This is a genomic window from Luteimonas qiangzhengi (assembly GCF_039548515.1).
GTDB lineage: Bacteria > Pseudomonadota > Gammaproteobacteria > Xanthomonadales > Xanthomonadaceae > Luteimonas.
Map to the genome: position 1 here is coordinate 17,799 of NZ_JBCLVE010000019.1, position 21,145 is coordinate 38,943.

21 protein-coding genes are annotated in these 21,145 nt (G+C 68.4%); 7 read left to right on the top strand and 14 right to left on the bottom strand.

The window, feature by feature from the left end:
• Window positions 1-49: 49 nt before the first annotated feature.
• On the top strand, window positions 50-1,306 hold the full coding sequence (locus WCE59_RS13465) for a cation:proton antiporter (RefSeq protein ID WP_343259287.1): 1,257 nt from the start codon (window positions 50-52) through the stop codon (window positions 1,304-1,306).
• A 237-nt stretch (window positions 1,307-1,543) separates the two neighbouring features.
• Here WCE59_RS13465 and WCE59_RS13470 read toward each other — a convergent pair whose 3' ends face one another.
• From WCE59_RS13470 to WCE59_RS13520, 11 genes are all read right to left on the bottom strand, one after another.
• Window positions 1,544-2,053 (bottom strand): REP-associated tyrosine transposase, encoded by a 510-nt coding sequence (locus WCE59_RS13470; protein ID WP_449284177.1) that lies wholly within the window; start codon window positions 2,051-2,053, stop codon window positions 1,544-1,546.
• Window positions 2,054-2,418: 365 nt separating this feature from the next.
• A complete protein-coding gene (locus tag WCE59_RS13475) occupies window positions 2,419-2,862 on the bottom strand; it encodes a hypothetical protein (RefSeq protein WP_343259289.1) in 444 nt (147 codons plus the stop codon).
• A gap of 100 nt (window positions 2,863-2,962) precedes the next feature.
• Complete coding sequence (fabG, locus tag WCE59_RS13480; RefSeq protein ID WP_343259290.1) at window positions 2,963-3,700, bottom strand: 3-oxoacyl-ACP reductase FabG; 738 nt, start codon at window positions 3,698-3,700, stop codon at window positions 2,963-2,965.
• A 3-nt stretch (window positions 3,701-3,703) separates the two neighbouring features.
• A complete protein-coding gene (locus WCE59_RS13485; RefSeq protein WP_343259291.1) occupies window positions 3,704-4,141 on the bottom strand; it encodes a phosphotransferase in 438 nt (145 codons plus the stop codon).
• Window positions 4,138-6,507: an MMPL family transporter gene (locus tag WCE59_RS13490; RefSeq protein ID WP_343259292.1), complete on the bottom strand. Its 2,370-nt coding sequence runs from the start codon at window positions 6,505-6,507 to the stop codon at window positions 4,138-4,140. Before WCE59_RS13490 ends, WCE59_RS13485 begins: the two co-directional genes overlap by 4 nt.
• The gene (locus WCE59_RS13495; RefSeq protein ID WP_343259293.1) at window positions 6,507-7,106 is read right to left on the bottom strand and encodes a LolA-related protein; all 600 of its coding nucleotides are present in this window, start codon (window positions 7,104-7,106) and stop codon (window positions 6,507-6,509) included. Before WCE59_RS13495 ends, WCE59_RS13490 begins: the two co-directional genes overlap by 1 nt.
• Window positions 7,084-8,088, bottom strand: a complete 1,005-nt coding sequence (locus tag WCE59_RS13500) for an LpxL/LpxP family acyltransferase (protein WP_343259294.1) — start codon at window positions 8,086-8,088, stop codon at window positions 7,084-7,086. Before WCE59_RS13500 ends, WCE59_RS13495 begins: the two co-directional genes overlap by 23 nt.
• Entirely contained in the window at window positions 8,085-8,402 is a 318-nt protein-coding gene (locus WCE59_RS13505; protein ID WP_343259295.1) for a hypothetical protein, read from the bottom strand. The genes WCE59_RS13500 and WCE59_RS13505 overlap by 4 nt, the downstream gene beginning before the upstream one ends.
• Before the next feature lie 77 nt (window positions 8,403-8,479).
• Window positions 8,480-9,253, bottom strand: coding sequence for a lysophospholipid acyltransferase family protein (locus WCE59_RS13510; RefSeq protein WP_343259296.1), 774 nt, complete (start codon window positions 9,251-9,253; stop codon window positions 8,480-8,482).
• 69 nt (window positions 9,254-9,322) lie between these two features.
• Entirely contained in the window at window positions 9,323-10,051 is a 729-nt protein-coding gene (locus WCE59_RS13515) for a ketosynthase (protein ID WP_343259297.1), read from the bottom strand.
• The gene (locus tag WCE59_RS13520) at window positions 10,048-10,317 is read right to left on the bottom strand and encodes a phosphopantetheine-binding protein (protein ID WP_343259298.1); all 270 of its coding nucleotides are present in this window, start codon (window positions 10,315-10,317) and stop codon (window positions 10,048-10,050) included. Before WCE59_RS13520 ends, WCE59_RS13515 begins: the two co-directional genes overlap by 4 nt.
• Before the next feature lie 118 nt (window positions 10,318-10,435).
• Here WCE59_RS13520 and WCE59_RS13525 point away from each other — a divergent pair, with 118 nt between their 5' ends.
• The 3 genes from WCE59_RS13525 to aroE all read left to right on the top strand — a co-directional run bounded on the left by WCE59_RS13525 (window position 10,436) and on the right by aroE (window position 13,523).
• Window positions 10,436-11,461: a chorismate transformation enzyme, FkbO/Hyg5 family gene (locus WCE59_RS13525; RefSeq protein ID WP_343259299.1), complete on the top strand. Its 1,026-nt coding sequence runs from the start codon at window positions 10,436-10,438 to the stop codon at window positions 11,459-11,461.
• A gap of 49 nt (window positions 11,462-11,510) precedes the next feature.
• The gene (gene hemB, locus WCE59_RS13530) at window positions 11,511-12,503 is read left to right on the top strand and encodes a porphobilinogen synthase (protein WP_343259300.1); all 993 of its coding nucleotides are present in this window, start codon (window positions 11,511-11,513) and stop codon (window positions 12,501-12,503) included.
• Between the two features lie 159 nt (window positions 12,504-12,662).
• Entirely contained in the window at window positions 12,663-13,523 is an 861-nt protein-coding gene (gene aroE / locus WCE59_RS13535; protein ID WP_343259301.1) for a shikimate dehydrogenase, read from the top strand.
• Window positions 13,524-13,819: 296 nt separating this feature from the next.
• Here the strand turns inward: aroE and WCE59_RS13540 are convergent, their stop codons facing one another.
• Window positions 13,820-14,362: a gamma carbonic anhydrase family protein gene (locus tag WCE59_RS13540; RefSeq protein WP_343259302.1), complete on the bottom strand. Its 543-nt coding sequence runs from the start codon at window positions 14,360-14,362 to the stop codon at window positions 13,820-13,822.
• 160 nt (window positions 14,363-14,522) lie between these two features.
• Here WCE59_RS13540 and WCE59_RS13545 point away from each other — a divergent pair, with 160 nt between their 5' ends.
• Both WCE59_RS13545 and xth read left to right on the top strand, forming a co-directional pair.
• Window positions 14,523-15,899: a coniferyl aldehyde dehydrogenase gene (locus tag WCE59_RS13545; protein WP_343259303.1), complete on the top strand. Its 1,377-nt coding sequence runs from the start codon at window positions 14,523-14,525 to the stop codon at window positions 15,897-15,899.
• A gap of 55 nt (window positions 15,900-15,954) precedes the next feature.
• Window positions 15,955-16,725 (top strand): exodeoxyribonuclease III, encoded by a 771-nt coding sequence (gene xth / locus WCE59_RS13550; protein WP_343259304.1) that lies wholly within the window; start codon window positions 15,955-15,957, stop codon window positions 16,723-16,725.
• 249 nt (window positions 16,726-16,974) lie between these two features.
• Here the strand turns inward: xth and WCE59_RS13555 are convergent, their stop codons facing one another.
• Window positions 16,975-18,360, bottom strand: a complete 1,386-nt coding sequence (locus WCE59_RS13555) for an FAD-binding oxidoreductase (protein WP_343259305.1) — start codon at window positions 18,358-18,360, stop codon at window positions 16,975-16,977.
• Window positions 18,361-18,457: 97 nt separating this feature from the next.
• Here WCE59_RS13555 and serA point away from each other — a divergent pair, with 97 nt between their 5' ends.
• Entirely contained in the window at window positions 18,458-19,693 is a 1,236-nt protein-coding gene (gene serA, locus WCE59_RS13560) for a phosphoglycerate dehydrogenase (protein ID WP_343259306.1), read from the top strand.
• On the opposite strand, the gene WCE59_RS13565 is transcribed toward serA, so the two are convergent.
• Entirely contained in the window at window positions 19,687-21,081 is a 1,395-nt protein-coding gene (locus WCE59_RS13565; RefSeq protein ID WP_343259307.1) for an AMP-binding protein, read from the bottom strand. The genes serA and WCE59_RS13565 overlap by 7 nt on opposite strands.
• Between the last annotated feature and the right edge of the window lie 64 nt (window positions 21,082-21,145).

Here is a 21,145-nt window from a genome sequence, read left to right on the forward strand (position 1 = left end):
AGCGCGGCCGGCTTCAAGCGCCCTACTTCATCTGACGAACTCCCAGCCGATGGAAAACCCGCTGCTGCTGCAACTGGTCGTGATCATCGCCACCGCGCGGGTGTGCGGGCTGCTGCTGCGCTTCGTTGGCCAGCCGCCGGTGATTGGCGAGATGGCGGCGGGCATCATCCTCGGACCGATCGTGTTCGGCGCGCTGTTTCCCGGGTTCCATGGCGAGCTGTTCGCGCCGGAATCGCTGTCCGCACTGTCGTCGCTGGCCACGCTGGGGCTGGTGCTTTTCATGTTCATCGTGGGCGTGGAACTGCGTACGCCGCCCGAAGGGGTCCGCGCGCAGTTCAAGGCTGCGGGCTGGGTGGGCGTGCTGAGCGTGCTCGCGCCGATGGCGTTGGGCATTGCGATCTCTCCGGCGCTGCACCCATCGCTGGCGCCAGAGGGCGTGGGCTTCTGGCCGTTCGCGCTGTTCATGGCTTCGGCAATGGCGATTACCGCGTTTCCGATCCTGGCCCGGATCCTCAAGGAACGGAACATCACCCACACCCGGCTGGGCCAGCTGTCGCTCAGCGCTGCGGCGATCGCCGACGTGCTGGCGTGGATCCTGCTGGCGCTGGTGGTGGCATTGATCGGGGCAGGTGCGGGCTACGCCGGCTTCTTCAGGATCATCATCGGCCTGGCGGTGCTGTGCGCGGTGGTGTTCGGCGTGCTGCGCCCGCTGTATGCACGGCTGCTGGCACGCCACGCCGCCGATGGCGTGCCGAGCGGAATGGTGCTGGCGGCGCTGTTCGTCGGCCTGTTCGCCTGCGCGGCGGTAACCGACTGGCTGCAGCTGCACGCGGTGTTCGGCGCGTTCCTGTTCGGCGCCTGCCTGCCACGCGATGACCGCCTGCTGCGCACCCTGATGGAGCGCATCGAGCACCTGGCGATCATCGTGCTGATGCCGATCTTCTTCGCCCTGGCCGGGCTGAACACCACCGGCGACGCTTTTGTGGGCGCGGGGCTGGGCGCGCTGGGATTGATCATGGCCGCCGCGGTGGTCGGCAAGATCGCCGGCGGCGCTGCAGGCGCGCGTCTGGCCGGCCTGGGCTGGCGCGACAGTTTTGCGGTGGGCTCACTGATGAACGCGCGTGCGCTGATGGAGCTGATCGTGATCAAGATCGGGCTGGACGCCGGCGTGATCGGCCAGCAGGCTTTCACCCTGCTGCTGGTAATGGCGATCCTGACCACCGTCATGACCGGCCCCCTGCTCAGCCTGTTCATGGGCCCCCGCCCCGCCGAACCCCTCCCGGGGGCAAGATCACTCCGCCCGTAGGAGCGCGTCATGCGCGCGAAGCCGCGTGAATTCCGGCTCTCCTGGTGGGTCGAAACTTGCGTGGGCAGGCCGGCGGGCCAATTCTCGGCGGGACACGCAGGCAAGTACGTCCATGTACGCTTGTCGGCGACGTCCATGTCGCCGACAGTCCCGCCGAGAATTGGCCCGCCGGCCTCCTGAGTTTGCGGCCATCATTCCGTAGTTGAAGTCACGCGGCTTCGCGCGCATGGCGCGCTCCTACAGTGGGGTTGGCTTGGGATCCGCCATCCAGACGGCATTCCAGAACGGGTAGTCGGCGATGCGTTCGACAAGGCCCGCGCGCCGCGGATTGGCAACGATGTAGCGAGCCACGCTGCGCAGATCCTCGTCCTGGCGGATCGCGTGATCGTGATAGGCGCGGGCCCACAGCGGACCGGTGCGCTCCAGCGCCCGGTTGACCCGACGCGCGCAGCCGGACTTGAACGCGCCAATGGCAGCGCTGAGTGATTGCCCGCCATCCAGCTGCAGCAGGCAATGCACGTGGTCCGGCATCACCACCCAGGCAAGCACGCGGCCATCGGTAATCGCCATTGAGTCATGCAGGCAGCCGGCAACAACGCGGGCGGCCTTGAAGTCCTCGAACAGCGGCTCGCGTTCGTGGGTGGTGAAGGTCAAATGCCAAACTTGTCCGGAATGAGTTTCGACGCGGCCGGCCCGCAACGCAGCGTGACCGGCAGTGGGTTCGGTTCGAAGCGTGGATGTATTCATGACTCCATGCTTGCCGAGCGGTCATGTCTGCGCCATCGGCAAACCGGCTGCAAGCCAGTAGGTAAACGCGCCGTTGCCCAGTAGGAGCGCGCCATGCGCGCGAAGCCGCGCGAATCCAGTCCCCCGACAGATAGCCGCCAACATCAGGGACCTGTGGAGCCATCCCGGTCAGGACTGTCGGCGACATGGACGTCGCCGGCAAGCGTACATGGACGTATTCACAGCGGGTCCTGACCGGGATGGCTCCACAGATCCGCCCACGCGGCTCCGGGAACAACTTCCCGCCGATGCAGCAGAAACACAACCAACGTCACGCGGCTTCGCGCGCATGGCGCGCTCCTACAAGGGTTGGGCCGTGCAGGTGGTCAGTCGATGGGGGGCGGGTTGGGGACGTGGATGGCGATGCCGGTGGCGTGGACCTGGGTGGGACTGATGTTGACGCCCACGCCGAGGCCGCCGTAGCCGCGCCCACCAATCCGGCCACCACCGGCACCGACGCTGACGCCGCTGTTGCCGTAGCCATCGGCGGTGCCCTGCAGCAGAACGCCGTTGGCGCCGAGGCTGGCGGCCTCCTCACGCAGCTTGCGCAGCACCGAGTCGACCTTGTTCTGCTCGCCGTAGGTCAGCCCGCCGCTGCGGGTCTGCAGGACGGCGATTTCCTCGTAACCGGCCGGCGGCGGGCCGTGATAGATGCGTACCTGCGCCGGATCGATCGGCGCGCGGGCCGTGCCGGTCAGCATGTGCGAGGTGGCGCAGCCGGCCAGGGCCAGCGCGAGCAGGATCAACAGCAACGGTCGCAGGGTGCGCATGGCGAAATCCTCTTCAAGCGGCCGACCGCTCCATTCAGCGACCGGACCTGTGGGCCTGATTATCGGTGCGCTGGCCTGAAGCGCGTGTGCATGCCGACGCTCAGCCCATTCCACCGTTGACGCCGATGACCTGACCGTTCACATAGCCAGCGGCATCCGAGCACAGGAAACCGACCAGCGCGGCGACTTCATCGGGCCGGCCGACGCGGGCCGCAGGAACGATCTGCTTCACCATCTCCGCCGGGAATGCGTCCTTGGCCATGCTGCCCTCGATGACTCCCGGCGCCACCACGTTGGCGGTAATTCCGCGCGAGGCCATTTCCCGGGCCAGCGATTTCGTGGCTCCGTGCAGGGCCGCTTTGGCCGCGGCGTAGTTCACCTGGCCGCGGTTTCCGGTCACTGCGGCCACGCTGGACACGCTGACGATCCGGCCCCAGCGCTTACGTGCCATCGGCAGCAACAGCGGCCGGGTGGCGTGGAAGAAGCCATGCACGGACACGTCGATCACGCGCCGCCACTGGTCATCGCTCATCCCGGCCAGGGGCGCGTCATCGTGTATGCCGGCGTTGTTGACCAGCACCTGGATGGGGCCGGCTTCAAGCAGGCCTTCGATGCAGGCAGTGGCGGCTTCGCCGTCGGTCAGGTCGAAGGCCACGGCTTCGGCACTGCCGCCGGCGGTCTGGATCTCTTCAACCAGCGCATTGGCACGCGTGAGGTTGGCATTGGCGTGGACGATCACGTGCAGGCCGTCTGCGGCCAGCTGGCGGCAGATCGCGCCGCCGATATCGCCGCTGCCGCCGGTCACCAGCGCGCGCCGTTGTGTTGTGTGTGCAGTCATCGGTCAATTATCCCCGGGGTTGAGCATGACGGCGGCGCGGCCTTCGGCCAGCAGCTGGCCGGCATGGGTAATGCGGAAGCCGTACTGCTGGGTCGTCGGGGACTGGGCCAGCACCTGGGCGTGACATTCGAGCTCACCGGTCAGGCCATCGAGGCCCGACACGTGCAGCTCCACCCCGCGCAGCGCCACCAGCATGCCGGGCGGAGCAACACCGCCGGATTCACGCGCCAGCAGGCCGCCATGCACGGCCATCGCCTGGGCACCGTATTCGCACAGGTGCACCGCATGCAGGCGGCCATCAGCGCGTAGCGGATGGTCCGCGTTGCGATGGTTGCCCGCTTCAAGCCGGATGGAGTCGGCGTCCCACTCCAGCACCCGGTCCCACAGGCACATCACGCCCTGGTGGGGAATCATCGCCAGAATCTGTTCGCGTCCGATCATGCGCCCCGCTCCATCAACCCTGCCCCATCCATTCTGCCCGGCCGGGCGATCAGCAGGGCCAGGATGAAGTTGCCCACCACGCCGATCGCCACCGTCACTCCAATCGCGCGCAGCACCGGGATCGAGGACAGCGCCAGCAGCCCGAACACCAGCGCGGTCATCGATCCGCACACCACGATCGCGTGCAGGGTTCGCAGCTGCTCGCGGCGGTCGCTGCCGGCGCGTTCGAAAAACAGCGCGTAGTCCAGCCCCAGCCCGGCACCCAGCACCAGCGAAACCAGATGGAACAGGGTCAGCTCGACCCCGAAGCCCCGCAGCAGTGCCAAGGTCAGCACCAGGGTGAAGGCCATCGGCACCAGCACCCGGGCAACGCGGCGCGGTGTGCGCAGGGCGACCCACACCGTAATCGTCAGCAGCAGACCGGCGATGCCCAGCGCTGCCAGCACGCGGCCGCGCCAGGCTTCGACCAGGGATTCGGAAGTCTCCTTCAAGTCCAGCAGCCGTGCGCCTGCGGCCTCAAGCCTGGCGGACACGGCAGCTGGATCCTCCAGCCCGCCCAAGGTGGCCAGCGCGGTCGTGCGGCCATCTTCGGTCTGCACCAGCAGGCTCGACACCACGGCCTCCAGCGGCGTGCCGGCCAGATCGCCCGGGCGCAGCAGCGGCGCGGTGCGGGCAGTTTCGACATCGGCAAGAAAGGGAGCGAAGACGCCGGCGCGGAACGGACTGTCCGCGGTGGCGGCTTCCAGATCGGTGCGCAGCGCGGCGCTAGTCGGCAGCCGGGCCTGGCGCACCTGCTGGGTGGCGGCACTGGGCAGGTAGCGGGCGGCGATTTCGTAACCGCTGATGGCGCCTTCGTCCACCAGCTCTTCCAGCGCCGGCAACAGGCGCTCGGAAGCCTGCAGCGCGTGTTCCGCATCCGCGCCGTCCACCGCCAGCAGGTAGCGCACGTCGGGTGCGCCCAGCTCGCTGCGCAGGCGGCCGTCTTCGATCAGGCCTGCCTCGGGCACGGGGGTGAGGCGGGACAGGTCGTTTTCCCAGAACGGGCCGGGGGCCAGCGCGGTCACCGCGATAGCGGCCACGGCCAGCCCCGCAATCAGCGCGGCGCCGGTCCGCGGTCGAGGCCGCGGGATGGCATCAATGGCCCCTTCAAGCGCGCGCGCCCAGCGGCTGTCGGCCGGGTCCAGCGCGCGCGGATCGAGCAGCGGTGGCACGAGGAAGCGGGTGGTCAGGGCGGCGGTGAACAGGCCAACGATAGTGAACACCGCCAGCTGCTGCAGTCCGTCCACGCCGGAGAAAAAGAAGGTGAGATAGGCGATGCAGGTCGAGACCACGCCGGTCAGCAGGGTGCGCCACAGCGCCCGCACGGTGGCCCGCGGCGGCTCGTCCGGCCGCAGGTGGCTGAACAGATGCACGGGGTAATCCTGCGCCACCCCGATCAGGGTGAAGCCGAACGCGAGGGTGATGCCATGCATGCCGCCGTACATGGCGGTCACGGCGGCAATCCCGGCCAGCGCGGCGCTGGCCAGCGGCAGCACGCCGAGCAGCAGCAGCCGCGCGCTGCGGTAGGCAAACCCGTACAGCAGCACCAGCCCGATGCTGCCGATGATCCCGATCCGCGCCGCCTCGCGCGCAGTGCGCGCACCGATCTCCACTGAGAACACGCCCGGCCCGGTCATCACCAGCGTGGACGCCGCGCCGGCGCTCACTTCGGCGAACGCATCGTTGATGGCCTGGACCACCCCGCCCTGTGCGGAAGGGTCGAAGCCGGCATCGCGGGTGCGCACCAGCAGCAGGGCCTCGTCAGCCGCCCGGGTGAACCACACCCCATCGATCCGCTGCGGCGCCCCCGCCGGCTCCCAGGCTTCGGCCAGGGTGGCGATTTCAAGGGTTGGATCGAACGGCAGCAGCGGTTCCACCAGCGCACCCGCCGGGGAACCCAGGTCCTGCAGCCGGTCCTCCAGCGCCTCGCGCAGCACCTGCTCATCCAGCGGACGCTTATCCAGACCGGGGCTGAGCAGGTAGCGATACGGACGCAGGCGCTCGGGGATCGCATCCAGTCCGGCCTCGGCTTCACTGCCGTTGGCCACCAGCTCGATGCGGGCATCGCCATCCAGCGCGGTCTGCAGCGCGCGTGACTGCGTCGCCAGGGTTTCCGTATCGGCGCCGCCGATGGCCAGCAGCAGCATCCGCGCACCCGGCCCATCGCCCAGCTCGTCGATCAGCAGCTTCTGCTCCGGCGTGTCCGGCGTGGGCATGAACGCGCGCAGGTCACCGCTCAGGTGCAGGTGCCGCGACACCAGCAGCGCGGCCACCACCAGCAGCCCCAGCCACAGCAGGGCAAGACCAAGCCGCAACCGTGGAGACATCAGTCGGCGGAGCCGGAGCGGCACAGGCGCTCGAACCCTTCCGCCGTGTCCACCCCGGCGGCCGCTACCGCGGCGCTGCCAAGCAGGGTCCGCTGCAGGCTGTCATCGGTGCCCAGGGTTTCAATGCAGCGCAGCTCGTCATTCGCGCCAAACAGCGTGATGCCCTGCACGCGCCGGGCCAGGCCGCGGTCGCGCGGTGCCATGGTCATGGTCCAGCCGTCGATCGCGCCCCAGGCGCCAACCGCGAAGTTCTCTTCCAGCACCTCGCGATCACCCGCCAGCAGCGCGCCAAAGGTGTCCTGCAGTCCGGCCAGCTCCGGTGCCCGCGACAGGGAGAAGCTGCGCGGCGAGCGTCCGGCGCGCTCCACCGTGGCGCGGCCATCCTTCAGCGTGGTGGTTTCGGCATAGGGCGAGCGCACCTCGCGCACCAGGGTGTTGCCTTCCAGGCGGCGGTACTCGCCGGAGATCTTCAGCGGCGCATCCAGGAGCTCCGACTCGCGCAGCTCCACGAACGCGGTGTGCGTCGCCGTGTCCGGCTGCGCCATCTGGTCCAGGACCAGGCCCGTGTCGATCGGGTCAGCCTTGACCGCCTGTGCCATCGCCCACGCCGGGGCCAACAGGCACGCCAGCATTGTCGCGGCGAGGATCGCCGGCCTGGGTGCTTTCCGGGTCGCTGCCAGCATCATCATCCTTCCAGAAGTCGTAGAAATTGAACCAGTTCCAGGGCGCATCGCGCACATGATGTTCCAGCCGCGCGGCATAACGCCGGATGAGCGCCGGAATCGCGGCAGCCCGTTCACGCCGCGGCAGGTCGATGCCGTCGCTGAACGACTCGAACAGCAGATCGTAGCGATTGCCGCCGCGGTACAAACCGAACGCCAGCACCACCGGCACCTTGAGCACGGCGGCGATCTGCCATGGCGCCAGCGGAAATCCCGCCGGATCGCCGAGGAAAGGCACCCGCACCACCGCGCCGCCCGGCTGCGCCCGATCCACCAGCAGGGCGACGATGGCGCCCTCCGACAGTGCCTGCTGGATCTGCAGCATGATCGCCGGGCCGGCCTGGCCGGCGTCGATGACCGTGGCGGCCATTTCGGGATTGAGTTCGTCCAGCAGCTGGGTCACGGCGGCGCTGTGGGCCTTGTCCAGTACTACCCGGATTTTGTAATCGGGCCGCTGGCGGGCCAGCACCCGCAAGGACTCGAAGCTGCCCAGGTGCGAGCCGAACAGCAGCACTCCGTGCCCGTCTTCGACCCGCTGCTGGAGCTTTTCAATGTCGTGCACCTGGACGTCGAAACGCTGGAAGTGCTCGCTCAGCAGAAAGCTGCGATCCAGGATGGTGGAGGCGAAGGTGTGGATGTGGCGCGCCACTTCATGCAGCCGTGCCGGGCGGCCGAACACGCGGCTGAGGTAGGCACGCGAGTCGCGCCGCTCGGCCGGGCGACGCAGCAGGAAATACAGGGTGATCGGCACCAGGAACAGGCGGGCAAACCCCCGCCCGCCGCCCTTGGCCACGGCCAGGATCAGGCGCACGGCCAGCCGGCCACCGCCCTCGCGGCGGCGCTTCCATTCCGCGCTCATCCGGCCTCCGCCACCGCGTTGGCGCCGGCCGGGGCAGCACTGCTCACCGCGCCGCTGGCCACCACCGCCTCGCCGCACAGCACCTGGAAACGCCAGCGACCGGGCTCAGGTTGCTCCAACTCGATGCGGGCCTGTTCGCCGGGCAGCAGCGGGCGCTGGAACTTCACCTGCGGCAGGCGCAACGCGGGCAGCGGACCATGTTGCGCCTCGATTGCGGCCAGCACCCGCTCCAGCACCACGACGCCGGGCACCACCGGGCGCCCCGGGAAATGCCCCGGCAGGGAAGGATGATCGTGCGGGATGGTCAGCAGCATGCGGGCGAAAGGCAGCGGGATATCAGCGGAAGCATACCAATCCGCGCCTGCACCCGGCCCTGGACAGAGCTTGCGGATCAGCCGCCGCGCAGCAGTCCTTCCACCGCGCACTGGGCGCGGGCGGCCAGCTGCTGGCGATCCAGCGGCTCGCCGTCGGCATGCAGTTCCAGCGGCGTACCGAAGCGGACCCGGATCCGGCCCGGACGCGCGCGGAATGCGCCATCGGGCGGCAGCACGGCGCCCGTTCCTTCCAGCGATACCGGCAGCACCCGGGCGCCCGATTCGATCGCCACCTGGAAGGCCCCCGGCTTGAACCGCCCGAACGTGCCGTCACGGCTGCGGGTGCCCTCCGGGAAAATGCACAGCACCGTGCCGGTGCGCACCAGCTCGGCCGCCTGGCGCAGGCTCCGGGTGGCCCCGCGGCGGTCGTCGCGCGGGATGAACACCATGCCCATGGCCTTGGCATACCAGTTGACGAACGGCATGCGGGTCATCTCCTGCTTCAGCAGAAACCGCAGCGGCACCGGCACCGCGCGGAACAGCGCGCAGATATCAATCACCGACTGGTGGTTGGCCACCAGCACATAGGGCTGCGACCAGTCCACCCGCTCCAGCCCTTCCACTTCGAACCTGCCGCCGGACGCGCGCAGCAGGCCAGGTGCCCACAGCCACGAAGCCATCCGCAGCGGCACCCTGCGTCGCCCACCGCTCAGCGCGTAAACCAGCAGCGCCAGGCTCACGCAGCCCATGGTCCAGGCCAGGGTGAAGACAAACTGCAGCAGGTTGAGCGCCGCCCAGCCCCAGCGCGGCAGCGCCGATTGGCCTTCCGCGGCCTCAACTCCCTGATTCATTGACACTTCCCTGCCTCGTACGGATTGTCATGGCACCACGTGGCGCCTGCCGCTGCAACCTGCACCGGCTCAACGCAGCTGATCGCGCCAGAACGCAGGTCCCAGCCCGCCCATCTGGCGCAGGAACCCGAGAAAGCTGGGAAACCTGCCCGGGAAACGCAGTTTGCGCAGCTGGAATTCAAGGATGAAGAACCCGGCCACGATGCCGTAGTTGAGCAGATTTGCGAACCAGGACCACTGCACGTGGGTGATCGTGACCGGCGCCAGCAGCCCCAGCCGTGCCAGCAGTCCCTCGGGAGTGGCGATCATCGCCAGCACCAGGTTGACCGTGCCGAGCACCAGCAACAGCACCGTCCACGCCCTGGTAAGTCCGCGGGTGTAGGCGTCCAGGGCCGGCGCATCGGCCGGGTCCGGAGCCTCTTCAACGATGCTGGCGATGCGGGTGATCAGTGGAACCCGCCCAGGCGCCAAGGTGCGCCCGAACATCCACGCGATCACGCCGATGAAGGCCACCGGCACCAGCAGCAGCGGCACCGGCGCGAGCCCGACCCGGTACAGCGACCAGCAGACAGCCGTCAGCAGCGGCAGCGCAATCCACGCCCAGAGGCGACGCGCAGCCAGCGGCGAGGCCAGCATCATCAGCACCAGCACCAGCAGCGCGGCCAGCGCCAGCAGATGGCTGTCGCGGGCGCTGGACAGGTGGGCAAGCACGCCGTAGCCCACCACCAGGGCGATTTCGACGATCAGGACCATGGGGTGGGCGGCTGGTTCAACCGCCGCGGTCTGGACGGTGTTCAACCAGCCCGATGTTGCTGCACGTGCTCGGCCAACGTGCGCAGCGAGGCGAAAATGCGCAGGTTTTCCTCGTTGTCCGAACGCAGCTGGAATCCGTAACGCTTGCTGATCGCCAGCGACAGCTCCAGCGCATCGATCGAATCCAGCCCCAGCCCGGCGTTGAACAGCGGCGCTTCGGGGTCGATTTCGCCGGGCTGCACGTCTTCCAGGTTCAGGCTTTCGACCAGCAGTTCGGCAAGTTCACTTTCGGCTGGGGTCTGGTTGGACATGCTTATTTCCGGGTTCAAAGGTCAGGGACTGGGTCAGGGTCTGAAAGCAGCGTCGCGCTATGATGCGCGCCGGAATGATGGCATGGGCCGGACCAGACGGCGAGCGACAAGCACAGGAATGTTGAACCAGCAGGTGCAATCGGCGCGTGATGCGCAGCAACAGACAGGCGGACCGGGCGCACAGCTGCGCGTGGACTACGTCGACGGCCAAGCGCCGGAGGCCGTACTGGCCGATCCGGGTGTGCTGGCCGTGTTCGGCTTCGGCAGCCAGGCGCCGCGCTGTGACGATCCGCGCTATCTGCGTATTCCGCTGGAACCCTGGGGCGAAGCGCCGCTGGAGGTGTGGCGCACCGACGCACCGGTCCGCCACGGCCGCGAGGGCGATATCACCTGGGCGTCCGACGGCCGGCTTTCGTTCGGCGTCATCGAGGTGGACGAGGCCGGCATCGGCATCACCCAGGCCGCACGTCACGGCTACCAGGCCCTGGGCCGTCACGTGGCAGCCAGCGCCACCCCGCACATGCTGCGGATCTGGAACTACCTCGATGCGATCACCCTGGGCGAAGGCGATGAGGAGCGCTATCGCCAGTTCTGCCTGGGCCGCGCGGACGGCATGGGCAGTTTCGATCCCGACCGGCTGCCCGCCGCCACCGGCATCGGCCGCTACGATGGCGCGCGGATCCTGCAGATGTACTGGCTCTCGGCCGCCGCGCCCGGCACGCCGGTGGAAAACCCGCGCCAGATCAGCGCCTACCGCTATCCGCGCCAATACGGCCCGCAGCCGCCCAGCTTTGCCCGGGCCATGCTGCCGGCTGAAAGCGCCGAAATCCCGCTGCTGTTGTCCGGCACTGCGGCCATCGTGGGCCACGCCTCGCAGCATGAAGGCCAGCTGCTGGCCCAGCTGGAAGAGACCTTCGCCAATTTCGATGCGCTGCTGGCTTCGGCCCGACGCAGCCGCCCGGAGCTGCCGGCCCGCTTCGGTGCCGGCACCCGGCTGAAGGTGTACGTGCGTGACCGTGAAGACATGCCGGTGGTTACCCGGGCCCTGGAAGAGCGCTTCGGCGACCAGGTGCCGCGCATCGTCCTTCACGCTGCCATCTGCCGGCGCGAACTGGCGGTGGAAATCGACGGCGTGCATGGTTGAAACCGCGCTGCACCGGGCCCGTACAGCCATCGCGTCGTAGAATGGTGGGATGAACAGACTCCCGATCCGTCCGCGCCGGATGCGCCGCGATGACTTCTCCCGCCGGCTCATGCGCGAGCATGTGCTGACCACCAACGACCTGATCTGGCCGGTATTCGTGCACGAGCCCGAGGGGCGCGAACCGGTGCCGTCCATGCCTGGCGTGGAGCGGGTATCGATCGACGAATTGCTGCGTCTGGGCGAACAGGCCTGCGAACTGAAGATCCCGGCGCTGGCCCTGTTTCCGGTGACCGCGCCGGACGCCAAGTCGCTCGACGCGGCCGCGGCCTGGGATCCGGACGGGCTGGTGCAGCGTGCGCTGCGGGCGCTCAAGCAGCGCTTCCCGGAGCTCGGCTTGATCACCGACGCCGCACTGGATCCCTACACCGCCCACGGCCAGGACGGTTTGCTGGACGACACCGGCTACGTGCTCAATGACGAAACGGTCGAAGTGCTGGTGAAGCAGGCCCTGTCCCACGCCGAGGCTGGCGCCGACGTGATTGCCCCCAGCGACATGATGGACGGGCGTATTGGCGCCATCCGCGACGCGCTGGAGGCCGAAGGCCACATCCACACCCGGATCATGGCGTACTCGGCCAAGTACGCCAGCGCGTTCTACGGTCCGTTCCGCGACGCGGTCGGCTCGGCGGCGGCGCTGGGCAACGCCGACAAGCGCACATACCAGATGGACCCCGCCAACGGCGAGGAAGCCCTGCGCGAGGTGGAGCTGGACCTGCAGGAAGGCGCCGACATGGTGATGGTCAAGCCCGGCATGCCGTACCTGGACGTGATCCGCCAGGTGCGCGACACCTTCGGCGTGCCGACCTTCGCCTATCAGGTCAGCGGCGAGTACGCGATGCTCAAGGCCGCCGCCGCCAACGGCTGGCTGGACGAGCGCGCCTGCGCGATGGAAGCGCTGGTCGCGTTCAAGCGCGCCGGCGCCGATGGCGTGCTCACCTACTTCGCCCCCGACGCCGCCCGCTGGCTGCGCGAAGAGCGCTGACCCTTCGCCCTTGCCCCGTCGGCCACGTAGGGCCGACCTACGACATCGACCTGTAGGAGCGCGCCATGCGCGCGAAGCCGCGTGACTCATGGTTCGCGGGGAAACCCGACAAACTGCCCACGGGAGTAGACTCAAGCGACCAGTGCAGGGAGGTCCGCCATGAGTACCAGCCCCGACGCCTTCGCCCGCTATGCGCTGTTCGGCCACCCCGTGGCCCACACGCTGTCGCCGACGATCCACGCCGCCTTCGCCCGCGATCGCGGGATCGTCATGCACTACGACGCCATCGACGCGCTGCCCGAGCAGTTCCCCGAACTGCTGGCACGCTTCGCCGAGGACGGCGGTGCGGGAGCCAACATCACCCTGCCGCTGAAGCAGCAGGCCGCGGCGCTTTGCGACGAACTCGGCGAGCACGCCCGCCGCGCCGGCTCGGTCAATACCCTGGTGCGGCGCGACAACGGCTGGCTGGGTCTGAACACTGACGGCCGCGGCCTGGTGCGCGATCTCACCGAGCGCAACGGGCTCGACCTGCGTGGCCGCCGGGTGCTGCTGATCGGCGCCGGCGGCGCGGCGCGCGGCGTGGCACCGGCACTGCTGGATGCCGGTATCGGCGACCTGTACGTGGTCAACCGCACACCGGAACGGGCGGACGCGCTGGCCGATGCCATGGGACAACCGGAACGCGTGCATCCGCGCTATTTCGACGACATGGGCAAGCTGGGCGAGTTCACCCTGATCATCCAGGCCACTTCGGCCGCACGCGGCGCCGGCCTCCCATCGCTGCCGATGGGACTGGTGGGCAACCGCTGCGTCTGCGTGGATCTGAATTACGGCGAGGTGGCGATCCCGTTCCTGTCCTGGGCCCGCGCCCTGCGCGCCGACCACGTGATCGACGGGTTGGGCATGCTGGTCGAACAGGCCGCCGAAAGCTTCAACTACTGGCACGGCGTTCGCCCCGACACCAACCCCGTCTACGCCACCCTGCGACAGCGCCAGGCCACCCTAATCACCGCCGACTGACCGCGCCACCTGCCGGTGTAGGAGCGCGCCATGCGCGCGAAGCCGCGTGACATTGATTGTGGTCCCGCTGCATCGTCAGGAAGTTATTTCCGGCGCCGCCCGGGCGGACCGGTGGGCCCATCCCCGGTCAGGACCCGCTGTGAATACGTCCATGTACGCTTGCCGGCGCCGTCCATGGCGCCGACAGTCCTGACCGGGGATGGGCCCACCGCTCCCTCGTGTTGGCGGCTATCTGCCGGGAGCCGGATTCACGCGGCTTCGCGCGCATGGCGCGCTCCTACACGGGCGATTGGATCCTATGCGGAGAAGCCGGCGAGGTATTCGTCCTTCAGGCGCACATAGTGCCCGGCGCTGTAGATCAGTCCTTCGATCTCCGCATCGCTGAGCTTGCGTACCCGGCGCGCCGGGCTGCCAACCCACAGCTCGCCCTCGCCGATCTTCTTGCCCGGGGCGACCAGCGCACCGGCACCGACGAAGGCGTGCTTGCCAATCACCGCGCCATCCAGGATCAACGCACCCATCCCGATCAGCGCGCCGTCACCAACGCTGCACGCATGCACCACCGCCTTGTGGCCGACGGTCACATCGGCGCCGATGATGGTCGGATAGCCGTCCAGCCTCGTATGCGGGCCGGCATGGCTGACATGGATCACGCTGCCGTCCTGGATGTTGGTACGCGCACCGATGCGCACATGATTCACATCGCCCCGGATCACCGTGCCTGGCCAGATCGACACGTCGTCGGCCAGGGTCACGTCACCGATGACGGTCGCGGACGGATCAATGTAAACGCGCTCGCCGAGCGCCGGGACCTTGTCTTTATACGGTCTGATATTCATACCCGAAAGCATATCCGGTAGGAGCGCGCCATGCGCGCGAAGCCGCGTGAATCATGATTTGCGGGGACTCTTCGGTCACGATGATCTGGCCGAGGCCCCGTGGCACGGATTGATGTCACGCGGCTTCGCGCGCATGGCGCGCTCCTACTAGACTCGCTGGATGAGTGAGTTGCACATCACGCTGGATCGTCTGCGCGAGGCCTGGCATGCGAGCAAGCCGGACCGCGCCCAACGGCTGGACGATCTGGCCCGTCTGCGGGCTGCGTTCAAGCCGCGGTTGGAGGAGATGGCCGCGGCGATCTCCGCCGACTTCGGTCAACGCTCGGTGCATGAATCACTGCTCGCCGACGGCATGACCGTGGTGACAGAGATCGACCGTCTGCGCCGCGAACTGCCCGGCTGGATGCGGCCGCACCGGGTCGGTGCCGGCTGGCGGCTGTGGCCGGCGCGGGCCGAAGTCCGCCACGTGCCGGTCGGCGTGGTCGGGGTGATCTCACCGTGGAACTACCCGGTCAATCTGGCCCTGATCCCGCTGGCCACCGCGATTGCCGCCGGCAACCACGCCTTCCTTAAACCGTCCGAGCACACGCCGCGCACGTCGGAGTTCCTGGCCGATCTGCTGGGCGAAGTGTTCCCCGCCGAGCGGGTGGCCGTCGCCACCGGCGGCGCGGACATCGGCGCGGCGTTTGCAGCGCTTCCTTTCGACCACCTGGTGTTCACCGGCTCCACCGCCGTCGGGCGCAAGGTGATGGCGGCCGCGGCGGAACACCTGACTCCACTCACCTTGGAGCTGGGCGGCAAGTCGCCGGCGATCGTGTGCGCGGACTTCCCGATCGAACGCGCCGCGACGCGGCTGGCGACGGGCAAGTGGTTCAACGCCGGCCAGACCTGCATCGCCCCGGACTACGTGCTGGTGGATGCCGACCGCCGTGATGCGCTCATCGAAGCGCTGCGCCGCGAGACGGCCGCGCGCTACGCCACCGATCCAGCCAGCGACTTCACCCGCATCGTCAGCCAGTCCCAGTTCGACCGTCTGCAGGGGTATGTCGAAGACGCCCGGCAGCGCGGTCTTGAAGTGCTGCAGCTGGCCGAAGTACAGGGAGAACGCGCGTTCCCGCCCACGGTGATCGTGCAGCCCGACGGGGATGCCGAGGTCATGCGCGAAGAGATCTTCGGCCCGATCCTGCCGGTCATCGGCTACTCGACGCTGGAGGAAGCCATCGGCCACGTCGCCGCCGGCGACCGGCCGCTGGCGCTGTACCCCTTCAGCCACGACCGCGCGGTGGTTGATCGCATCCTGCACCACTGCCTGGCCGGCGGCGTCACCGTCAACGACGCCCTGCTGCACTTCACCGCCGGTGCGCTGCCCTTTGGCGGCGTCGGCGCCAGCGGCATGGGCGCCTACCACGGCCGCGCCGGCTTCGACGCCATGACCAAGGCATTGCCGATCCTGTGGCAGCGCCGCCGCGCCGCCAGCGACCTGCTCAAGCCTCCGTATGCGCGGATCGACGGGCTGATACGCGGACTGATCCGCTGAGTACCCTTTCGCACAGTTGCCTACAATCCCTGCTCCCCTGCACCAAGGATCGTCTGTGAAAATCGCCAGCTGGAACGTGAACTCCCTCAACGTGCGCCTGCCGCACCTGCAACGCTGGCTTGAGGAATCCGTGCCCGATGTGGTCGGGCTGCAGGAGACCAAGCTCGACGATGACCGCTTTCCTGCCGCGGTGCTGGACGAGATGGGCTGGCGCAACGTGTTCCACGGCCAGAAGACCTACAACGGCGTGGCGATCCTGACCCGCGGCCATGACATCACCGATGTGCAGATGGGTATCCCCGGCTTCGAGGACGACCAGAAGCGGGTGATCGCCGCCACGGTCAACGGCATCCGCATCATCAACCTCTACGTGGTCAACGGCCAGGACGTGGGCACCGACAAGTACGCCTACAAGATGCGCTGGCTGGATGCGGTGTACGCGTGGGTGGCTGCCGAAATCAAGGTCCATCCGGAGATGGTGGTGATGGGTGACTTCAACATCGCGCCCGACGACCGCGACGTGTACGACCCGGAAAAATGGGACGACAGCCATATCCTCACCTCCGCCGCCGAACGCACCCATCTGAAGCGCCTGATGGACCTGGGCCTGCACGATGCGTTCCGCCTGCACCATGACGAGGGCGGGATCTTCAGCTGGTGGGACTACCGCCAGGCGGCATTCCGTCGCGACATGGGCCTGCGCATCGACCTGACCCTGGTGTCCGATGCGCTGAAGGATCGCGCCGTGGCGTCCGGCATCGACCGCGACACCCGCACCTGGGAACGCCCCAGCGACCACGCCCCGGCATGGGTGCAGATCGGCTAGTGCCCCTTCTGTAGGAGCGCGCCATGCGCGCGAAGCCGCGTGAATTCTGTTCCTCGCAGATCGCCACATCGTTGAGGGCCCGGTGGGTCAGCGCCTGTCAGGACTGTCGGCGACATGGACGTCGCCGACAAGCGTACATGGACGTACTTGCCTGCGTGTCCTGACAGGCGCTGACCCGCCGGACCGCCCCGGCAAATCAATCGTCACGCGGCTTCGCGCGCATGGCGCGCTCCTACACGGACGGTTGGGTCAGTCGAAAATCTTGCCGGGGTTCATGAGCCCGTTGGGGTCGAAGGCACTGCGGATGCTGCGCATCAACGCCACTTCGGCATCAGTGCGGCTGCTGCCAAGGTAGGCTTTCTTCAACAGCCCCACCCCGTGTTCGGCCGAGATGCTGCCGCCGTGGCGCTGCAGTACGCTGGCCAGCAGTTCGGTCACGTGGGCGCAGCGGCGCATGAACTCGGCATCCTCCAGACCCTCCGGCTGCAGGATGTTGATGTGCAGGTTGCCGTCGCCGATATGCCCGAACCAGACCACGTCGAAATCCGGATAGGCCTCACCCAGCAGGGCCTGGGCCTCGGCCAGGAACGCGGGCATGGCGGCCACCCGCACCGAGACGTCGTTCTTGTACGGGCGCCAGCGCGCAGTTGCCTCGGTGATGCCCTCGCGCAGGCGCCACAGCTGACCGGCCTGCTCATGGCTGGCGGCGATCACCCCGTCCAGCACCCAGCCGCGCTCGGCCGCGTGTTCGAACACGGCCAGTGCGGCGGCTTCATCCGCCTCGCCAACGGCGTCGTACTCGGTCAGCACGTACCAGGGATGCACAACGTCGAACGGATTGGTTCCGCCGTGCTCCAGCACGTGGTGCAGGCCGCGATCGGTGAGGAATTCAAACGCCTGCAATTTCAGGCGCGACCGGAACAGGGCGAACACGTCCATCAGCACATCGAACGACGGCACCGCCAGCAGCATGGTCTGCGCCGGGGGCGCTGGATCGGTGAGCTTCAGCGTGGCCTCGACCACGATGCCGAGCGTCCCCTCCGAGCCGATCACCAGCTGACTCAGGTCGTAGCCGCTGGCGTCCTTGACCAGGCTGCGACCGAGATCGAGCAGTTCGCCGCTGCCGGTGACGATCTTCAACCCGGCGATCCAGTCGCGGGTATTGCCGTGGCGGATCACCCGGATGCCGCCCGCATTGGTGGCGATGTTGCCGCCGATGGTGCATGAGCCCCGCGCACCGAAATCGACCGGATACGCCAGCCCGTGCTCCTGCACGGCGTCATGCACGGCCTGCAGCACCATCCCCGGCTGCACGGTGAGGGTCTGATCGACCGCATTAAAGCCCAGCACGCGGCTCATGCGCTCCACGCTGACCACCAGCTCACCGTTGGCGGCCACCGCGCCACCGGACAGCCCGGTGCGTCCACCGGAAGGCACGATCGCCACGCGCTGCTCATTGGCCCAACGCACTACGGCCTGGACCTGCTCAACGCTGTCCGGCAGGGCAATCGCCAGCGGGGCGGGCGGCCAGCGCCGGGTCCAGTCACGGCCGTAGTGTTCCAGGTCCGCCGGTGCGGTCTTCAACAGCAGGCCGGGGACCGCACGGCGCAGGCTTTCAACGATCGAAGCGTTCATCAGGACTCGTCAGTTCCTCCGCCACCGTCAAATGTTGCGGTGCAGCGTCAGGGCAAGCATAGTGCATCCCCTGTCCCGCTGCCGCCGTATTCCGACCATGACCAGGACCTCTTTTCCCAGGCAGGACATCCGCGTGCTGCTGCTGGAAGGCGTCAGCCAGAGCGCCGTCGATGCCTTCCACGGGGCCGGCTACAGCCTGGTCGATGCGCGCGACAAGTCCCTGTCGGGCGATGCATTGAAGGAAGCCATCGCCAGCGCCCACCTGGTGGGCATCCGCTCGCGCACCCAGCTTGATGCCGAGGTGCTGGCCGAGGCGCGCAAGCTGATCGCGATCGGCTGTTTCTGCATCGGCACAAACCAGGTGGACCTGGAAGCGGCCCAGCTGGCCGGTATTCCGGTGTTCAACGCGCCCTATTCCAACACCCGCAGCGTGGCCGAGCTGGTGATCGGCCAGACCATCATGCTGATGCGCGGCGTCCCGCGCCGCAATGCCGAATGCCACCGCGGCGGCTGGTCGAAGAACGCCGACGGCAGCCACGAGGTGCGCGGCAAGACGCTGGGCATCGTGGGCTATGGCCACATCGGCACCCAGGTGGGCCTGATGGCGGAAGCGCTGGGCATGCAGGTGCTGTTCCACGACATCGAGACCAAGCTGTCACTGGGCAACGCTCGCACCGCCGCCAGCCTGGATGACCTGCTGGCCCGCAGCGACATGGTCAGCCTGCACGTGCCCGAGACCCCGGGCACCCGCAACCTCATTGGCCAGGCGCAGATCGCGCGCATGCGCCCGGGCGCGCACCTGATCAATGCCTCGCGCGGCAGCGTGGTCGATGTGGATGCGCTGGCCGAAGCGCTGCGCAGTGGTCACCTGGGCGGCGCGGCGGTGGATGTTTTTCCGGTGGAGCCGAAGGGCCAGGACGAGCAGTTCGAATCACCGCTGCGCGGATTGGACAACGTGCTGCTCACCCCGCACGTGGGCGGCAGCACGCTGGAGGCGCAGGACAACATCGGCGTGGAAGTGGCGGCCAAGCTGATCCGCTACAGCGACAACGGTTCCACCCTGTCGGCGGTGAACTTCCCCGAGGTGGCGCTGCCGGGTCATGAGGGCAGCCGCCGGATCCTGCACATCCACCGCAACGTGCCCGGCGTGCTGTCGCAGACCAACGAGGTGTTCAGCGGGCGCGGAATCAACATCGACGGCCAGTACCTGCGCACCGACGCCAAGGTGGGTTACGTGGTGATCGACGTGAGCGCCAGCGAGGAGCAGGCGGCCGAACTGCGTGCGGCACTGGCCGCGATCCCCGGCACCCTGCGCACGCGGGTGCTTTACTGAGACGCCAGTAATTCCAACAGCGCGGTGCGGGGCAGTTTTCCGGTCTCGTTGCGCGGCAGGGACAGCACCAGCCGCAGGCGGCGCGGCAGGAAGACAGGATCCACCACGCATCGCAACGCGGCCAGGATGGCGCGTTCGTCAAGGCCGGGGGCAACCACGACCGCGGCAATCCGGCGCACCCCGCCCGCGCCCTCCTCGCCCAGCTGCAGCACCACGCCATCGTGCACACCGGGGATGGCCAGCAGCTGTCGGGTCAGCTCGCCCAGCGACGCCCTTTTCCCGGCCACCTCCAGCAGGTCGGCACTGCGACCGCGCAGGCTGAAGCGGCCTGGTCCATGCAGCTCAACCAGATCGGCGAGCACCACCGGTTCGGCTAGCTGCGGCGCATGGACCCCGGTGCCATCCGGGCGCGGCTGCAGCTGCACGCCGGGCAGCAGAGTCCAGGCCTGCTCACGGGAAGTGCGGCGGCGGGCAAAGATGCAGGTTTCGGTGGACCCGAACAGCTCGCGCACCTCGGTGTCGAAACGCGCCTCGGCGGCGGCAGCCAGCTCCGGCGGCATCGGCGCGGTGGCGCTGACGATGCCGCGCAGCGGCGGCAGATCGGCCCCTGATTCAACCAGCGTGCGCAGGTGCACGGGCGTGGTCACCAGCACCCGGTTGCCCGGAAGATCGCGCAGCGCGGCAGCGATGTCGGCCGGGAAAAACGGGCGCCCGGCATGCACCGCCGCCCCGCCCAGCAGGGGCAGCAGCACCGACATTTCCATGCCATACATGTGCTGCGGCGGAACCGTTGCGACCAGCTGCGGCTGGTCACCAGCCGGCCACAGGTCTTCCAGCGCGGCCATGTTCTGCGCGCTGCTGCGGACGAACGAACCCCAGGTCTTGGCGTTGGCGGCCGGCTCCCCGGTGCTGCCGGAGGTGAAGCCGATCGCGACCACCGCATCACCATCGATCAGCGGCACCGGCCCTTCCAGCCGGGGCAGTGGATCGGACAGGCGCAGGTAGTGGCCCGCTTCGGCCGGCCCACAGCCGCAGCCCAGGTCGTCGCCAATGCAATAACTGTCCGGATACCGCTTGCGCGCCTGCTTGATGGCCGCCGGCGTGCGCGAGGGCGGCATGAGCGTGGTCTGTCCGCGCATCGCCACGGCACAGAACGCCACCAGGAACCGGTAGCGGTCCTCGCACAGGTTCACTGCATGGCCGGCCTCGGGTAGCAGCGCCGCCACCGCGCGCGCCTGGTCCAGGAATTCCTGCAGCCCCACCTCACGTCCGCCCACCAGCGCAAACAGGCGCGCGGGATCGCCCACCGCCAGCGGTGTGGGGTCGGAATCGGAACGGATTGAATCTCTGGTTGGTTCGCGGGCTGGATCGTCGATGACTGCGGACATGTCTATGCTGTTGGACTACTGGCGTGGCCACGCCTGAACCGCGATAGCTTACGCTGCCACGCCC

What these genes read in the sequence shown, in the direction of transcription:
- WCE59_RS13465 (WP_343259287.1), top strand. Translation starts at nt 50, where the DNA reads ATGGAAAACCCGCTGCTGCTGCAACTGGTCGTGATCATCGCCACCGCG.
- WCE59_RS13470 (WP_449284177.1), bottom strand. Translation starts at nt 2,053, where the DNA reads ATGAATACATCCACGCTTCGAACCGAACCCACTGCCGGTCACGCTGCG.
- WCE59_RS13475 (WP_343259289.1), bottom strand. Translation starts at nt 2,862, where the DNA reads ATGCGCACCCTGCGACCGTTGCTGTTGATCCTGCTCGCGCTGGCCCTG.
- fabG (WP_343259290.1), bottom strand. Translation starts at nt 3,700, where the DNA reads ATGACTGCACACACAACACAACGGCGCGCGCTGGTGACCGGCGGCAGC.
- WCE59_RS13485 (WP_343259291.1), bottom strand. Translation starts at nt 4,141, where the DNA reads ATGATCGGACGCGAACAGATTCTGGCGATGATTCCCCACCAGGGCGTG.
- WCE59_RS13490 (WP_343259292.1), bottom strand. Translation starts at nt 6,507, where the DNA reads ATGTCTCCACGGTTGCGGCTTGGTCTTGCCCTGCTGTGGCTGGGGCTG.
- WCE59_RS13495 (WP_343259293.1), bottom strand. Translation starts at nt 7,106, where the DNA reads ATGGCACAGGCGGTCAAGGCTGACCCGATCGACACGGGCCTGGTCCTG.
- WCE59_RS13500 (WP_343259294.1), bottom strand. Translation starts at nt 8,088, where the DNA reads ATGAGCGCGGAATGGAAGCGCCGCCGCGAGGGCGGTGGCCGGCTGGCC.
- WCE59_RS13505 (WP_343259295.1), bottom strand. Translation starts at nt 8,402, where the DNA reads ATGCTGCTGACCATCCCGCACGATCATCCTTCCCTGCCGGGGCATTTC.
- WCE59_RS13510 (WP_343259296.1), bottom strand. Translation starts at nt 9,253, where the DNA reads ATGAATCAGGGAGTTGAGGCCGCGGAAGGCCAATCGGCGCTGCCGCGC.
- WCE59_RS13520 (WP_343259298.1), bottom strand. Translation starts at nt 10,317, where the DNA reads ATGTCCAACCAGACCCCAGCCGAAAGTGAACTTGCCGAACTGCTGGTC.
- WCE59_RS13525 (WP_343259299.1), top strand. Translation starts at nt 10,436, where the DNA reads ATGTTGAACCAGCAGGTGCAATCGGCGCGTGATGCGCAGCAACAGACA.
- hemB (WP_343259300.1), top strand. Translation starts at nt 11,511, where the DNA reads ATGAACAGACTCCCGATCCGTCCGCGCCGGATGCGCCGCGATGACTTC.
- aroE (WP_343259301.1), top strand. Translation starts at nt 12,663, where the DNA reads ATGAGTACCAGCCCCGACGCCTTCGCCCGCTATGCGCTGTTCGGCCAC.
- WCE59_RS13540 (WP_343259302.1), bottom strand. Translation starts at nt 14,362, where the DNA reads ATGAATATCAGACCGTATAAAGACAAGGTCCCGGCGCTCGGCGAGCGC.
- WCE59_RS13545 (WP_343259303.1), top strand. Translation starts at nt 14,523, where the DNA reads ATGAGTGAGTTGCACATCACGCTGGATCGTCTGCGCGAGGCCTGGCAT.
- WCE59_RS13555 (WP_343259305.1), bottom strand. Translation starts at nt 18,360, where the DNA reads ATGAACGCTTCGATCGTTGAAAGCCTGCGCCGTGCGGTCCCCGGCCTG.
- serA (WP_343259306.1), top strand. Translation starts at nt 18,458, where the DNA reads ATGACCAGGACCTCTTTTCCCAGGCAGGACATCCGCGTGCTGCTGCTG.
- WCE59_RS13565 (WP_343259307.1), bottom strand. Translation starts at nt 21,081, where the DNA reads ATGTCCGCAGTCATCGACGATCCAGCCCGCGAACCAACCAGAGATTCA.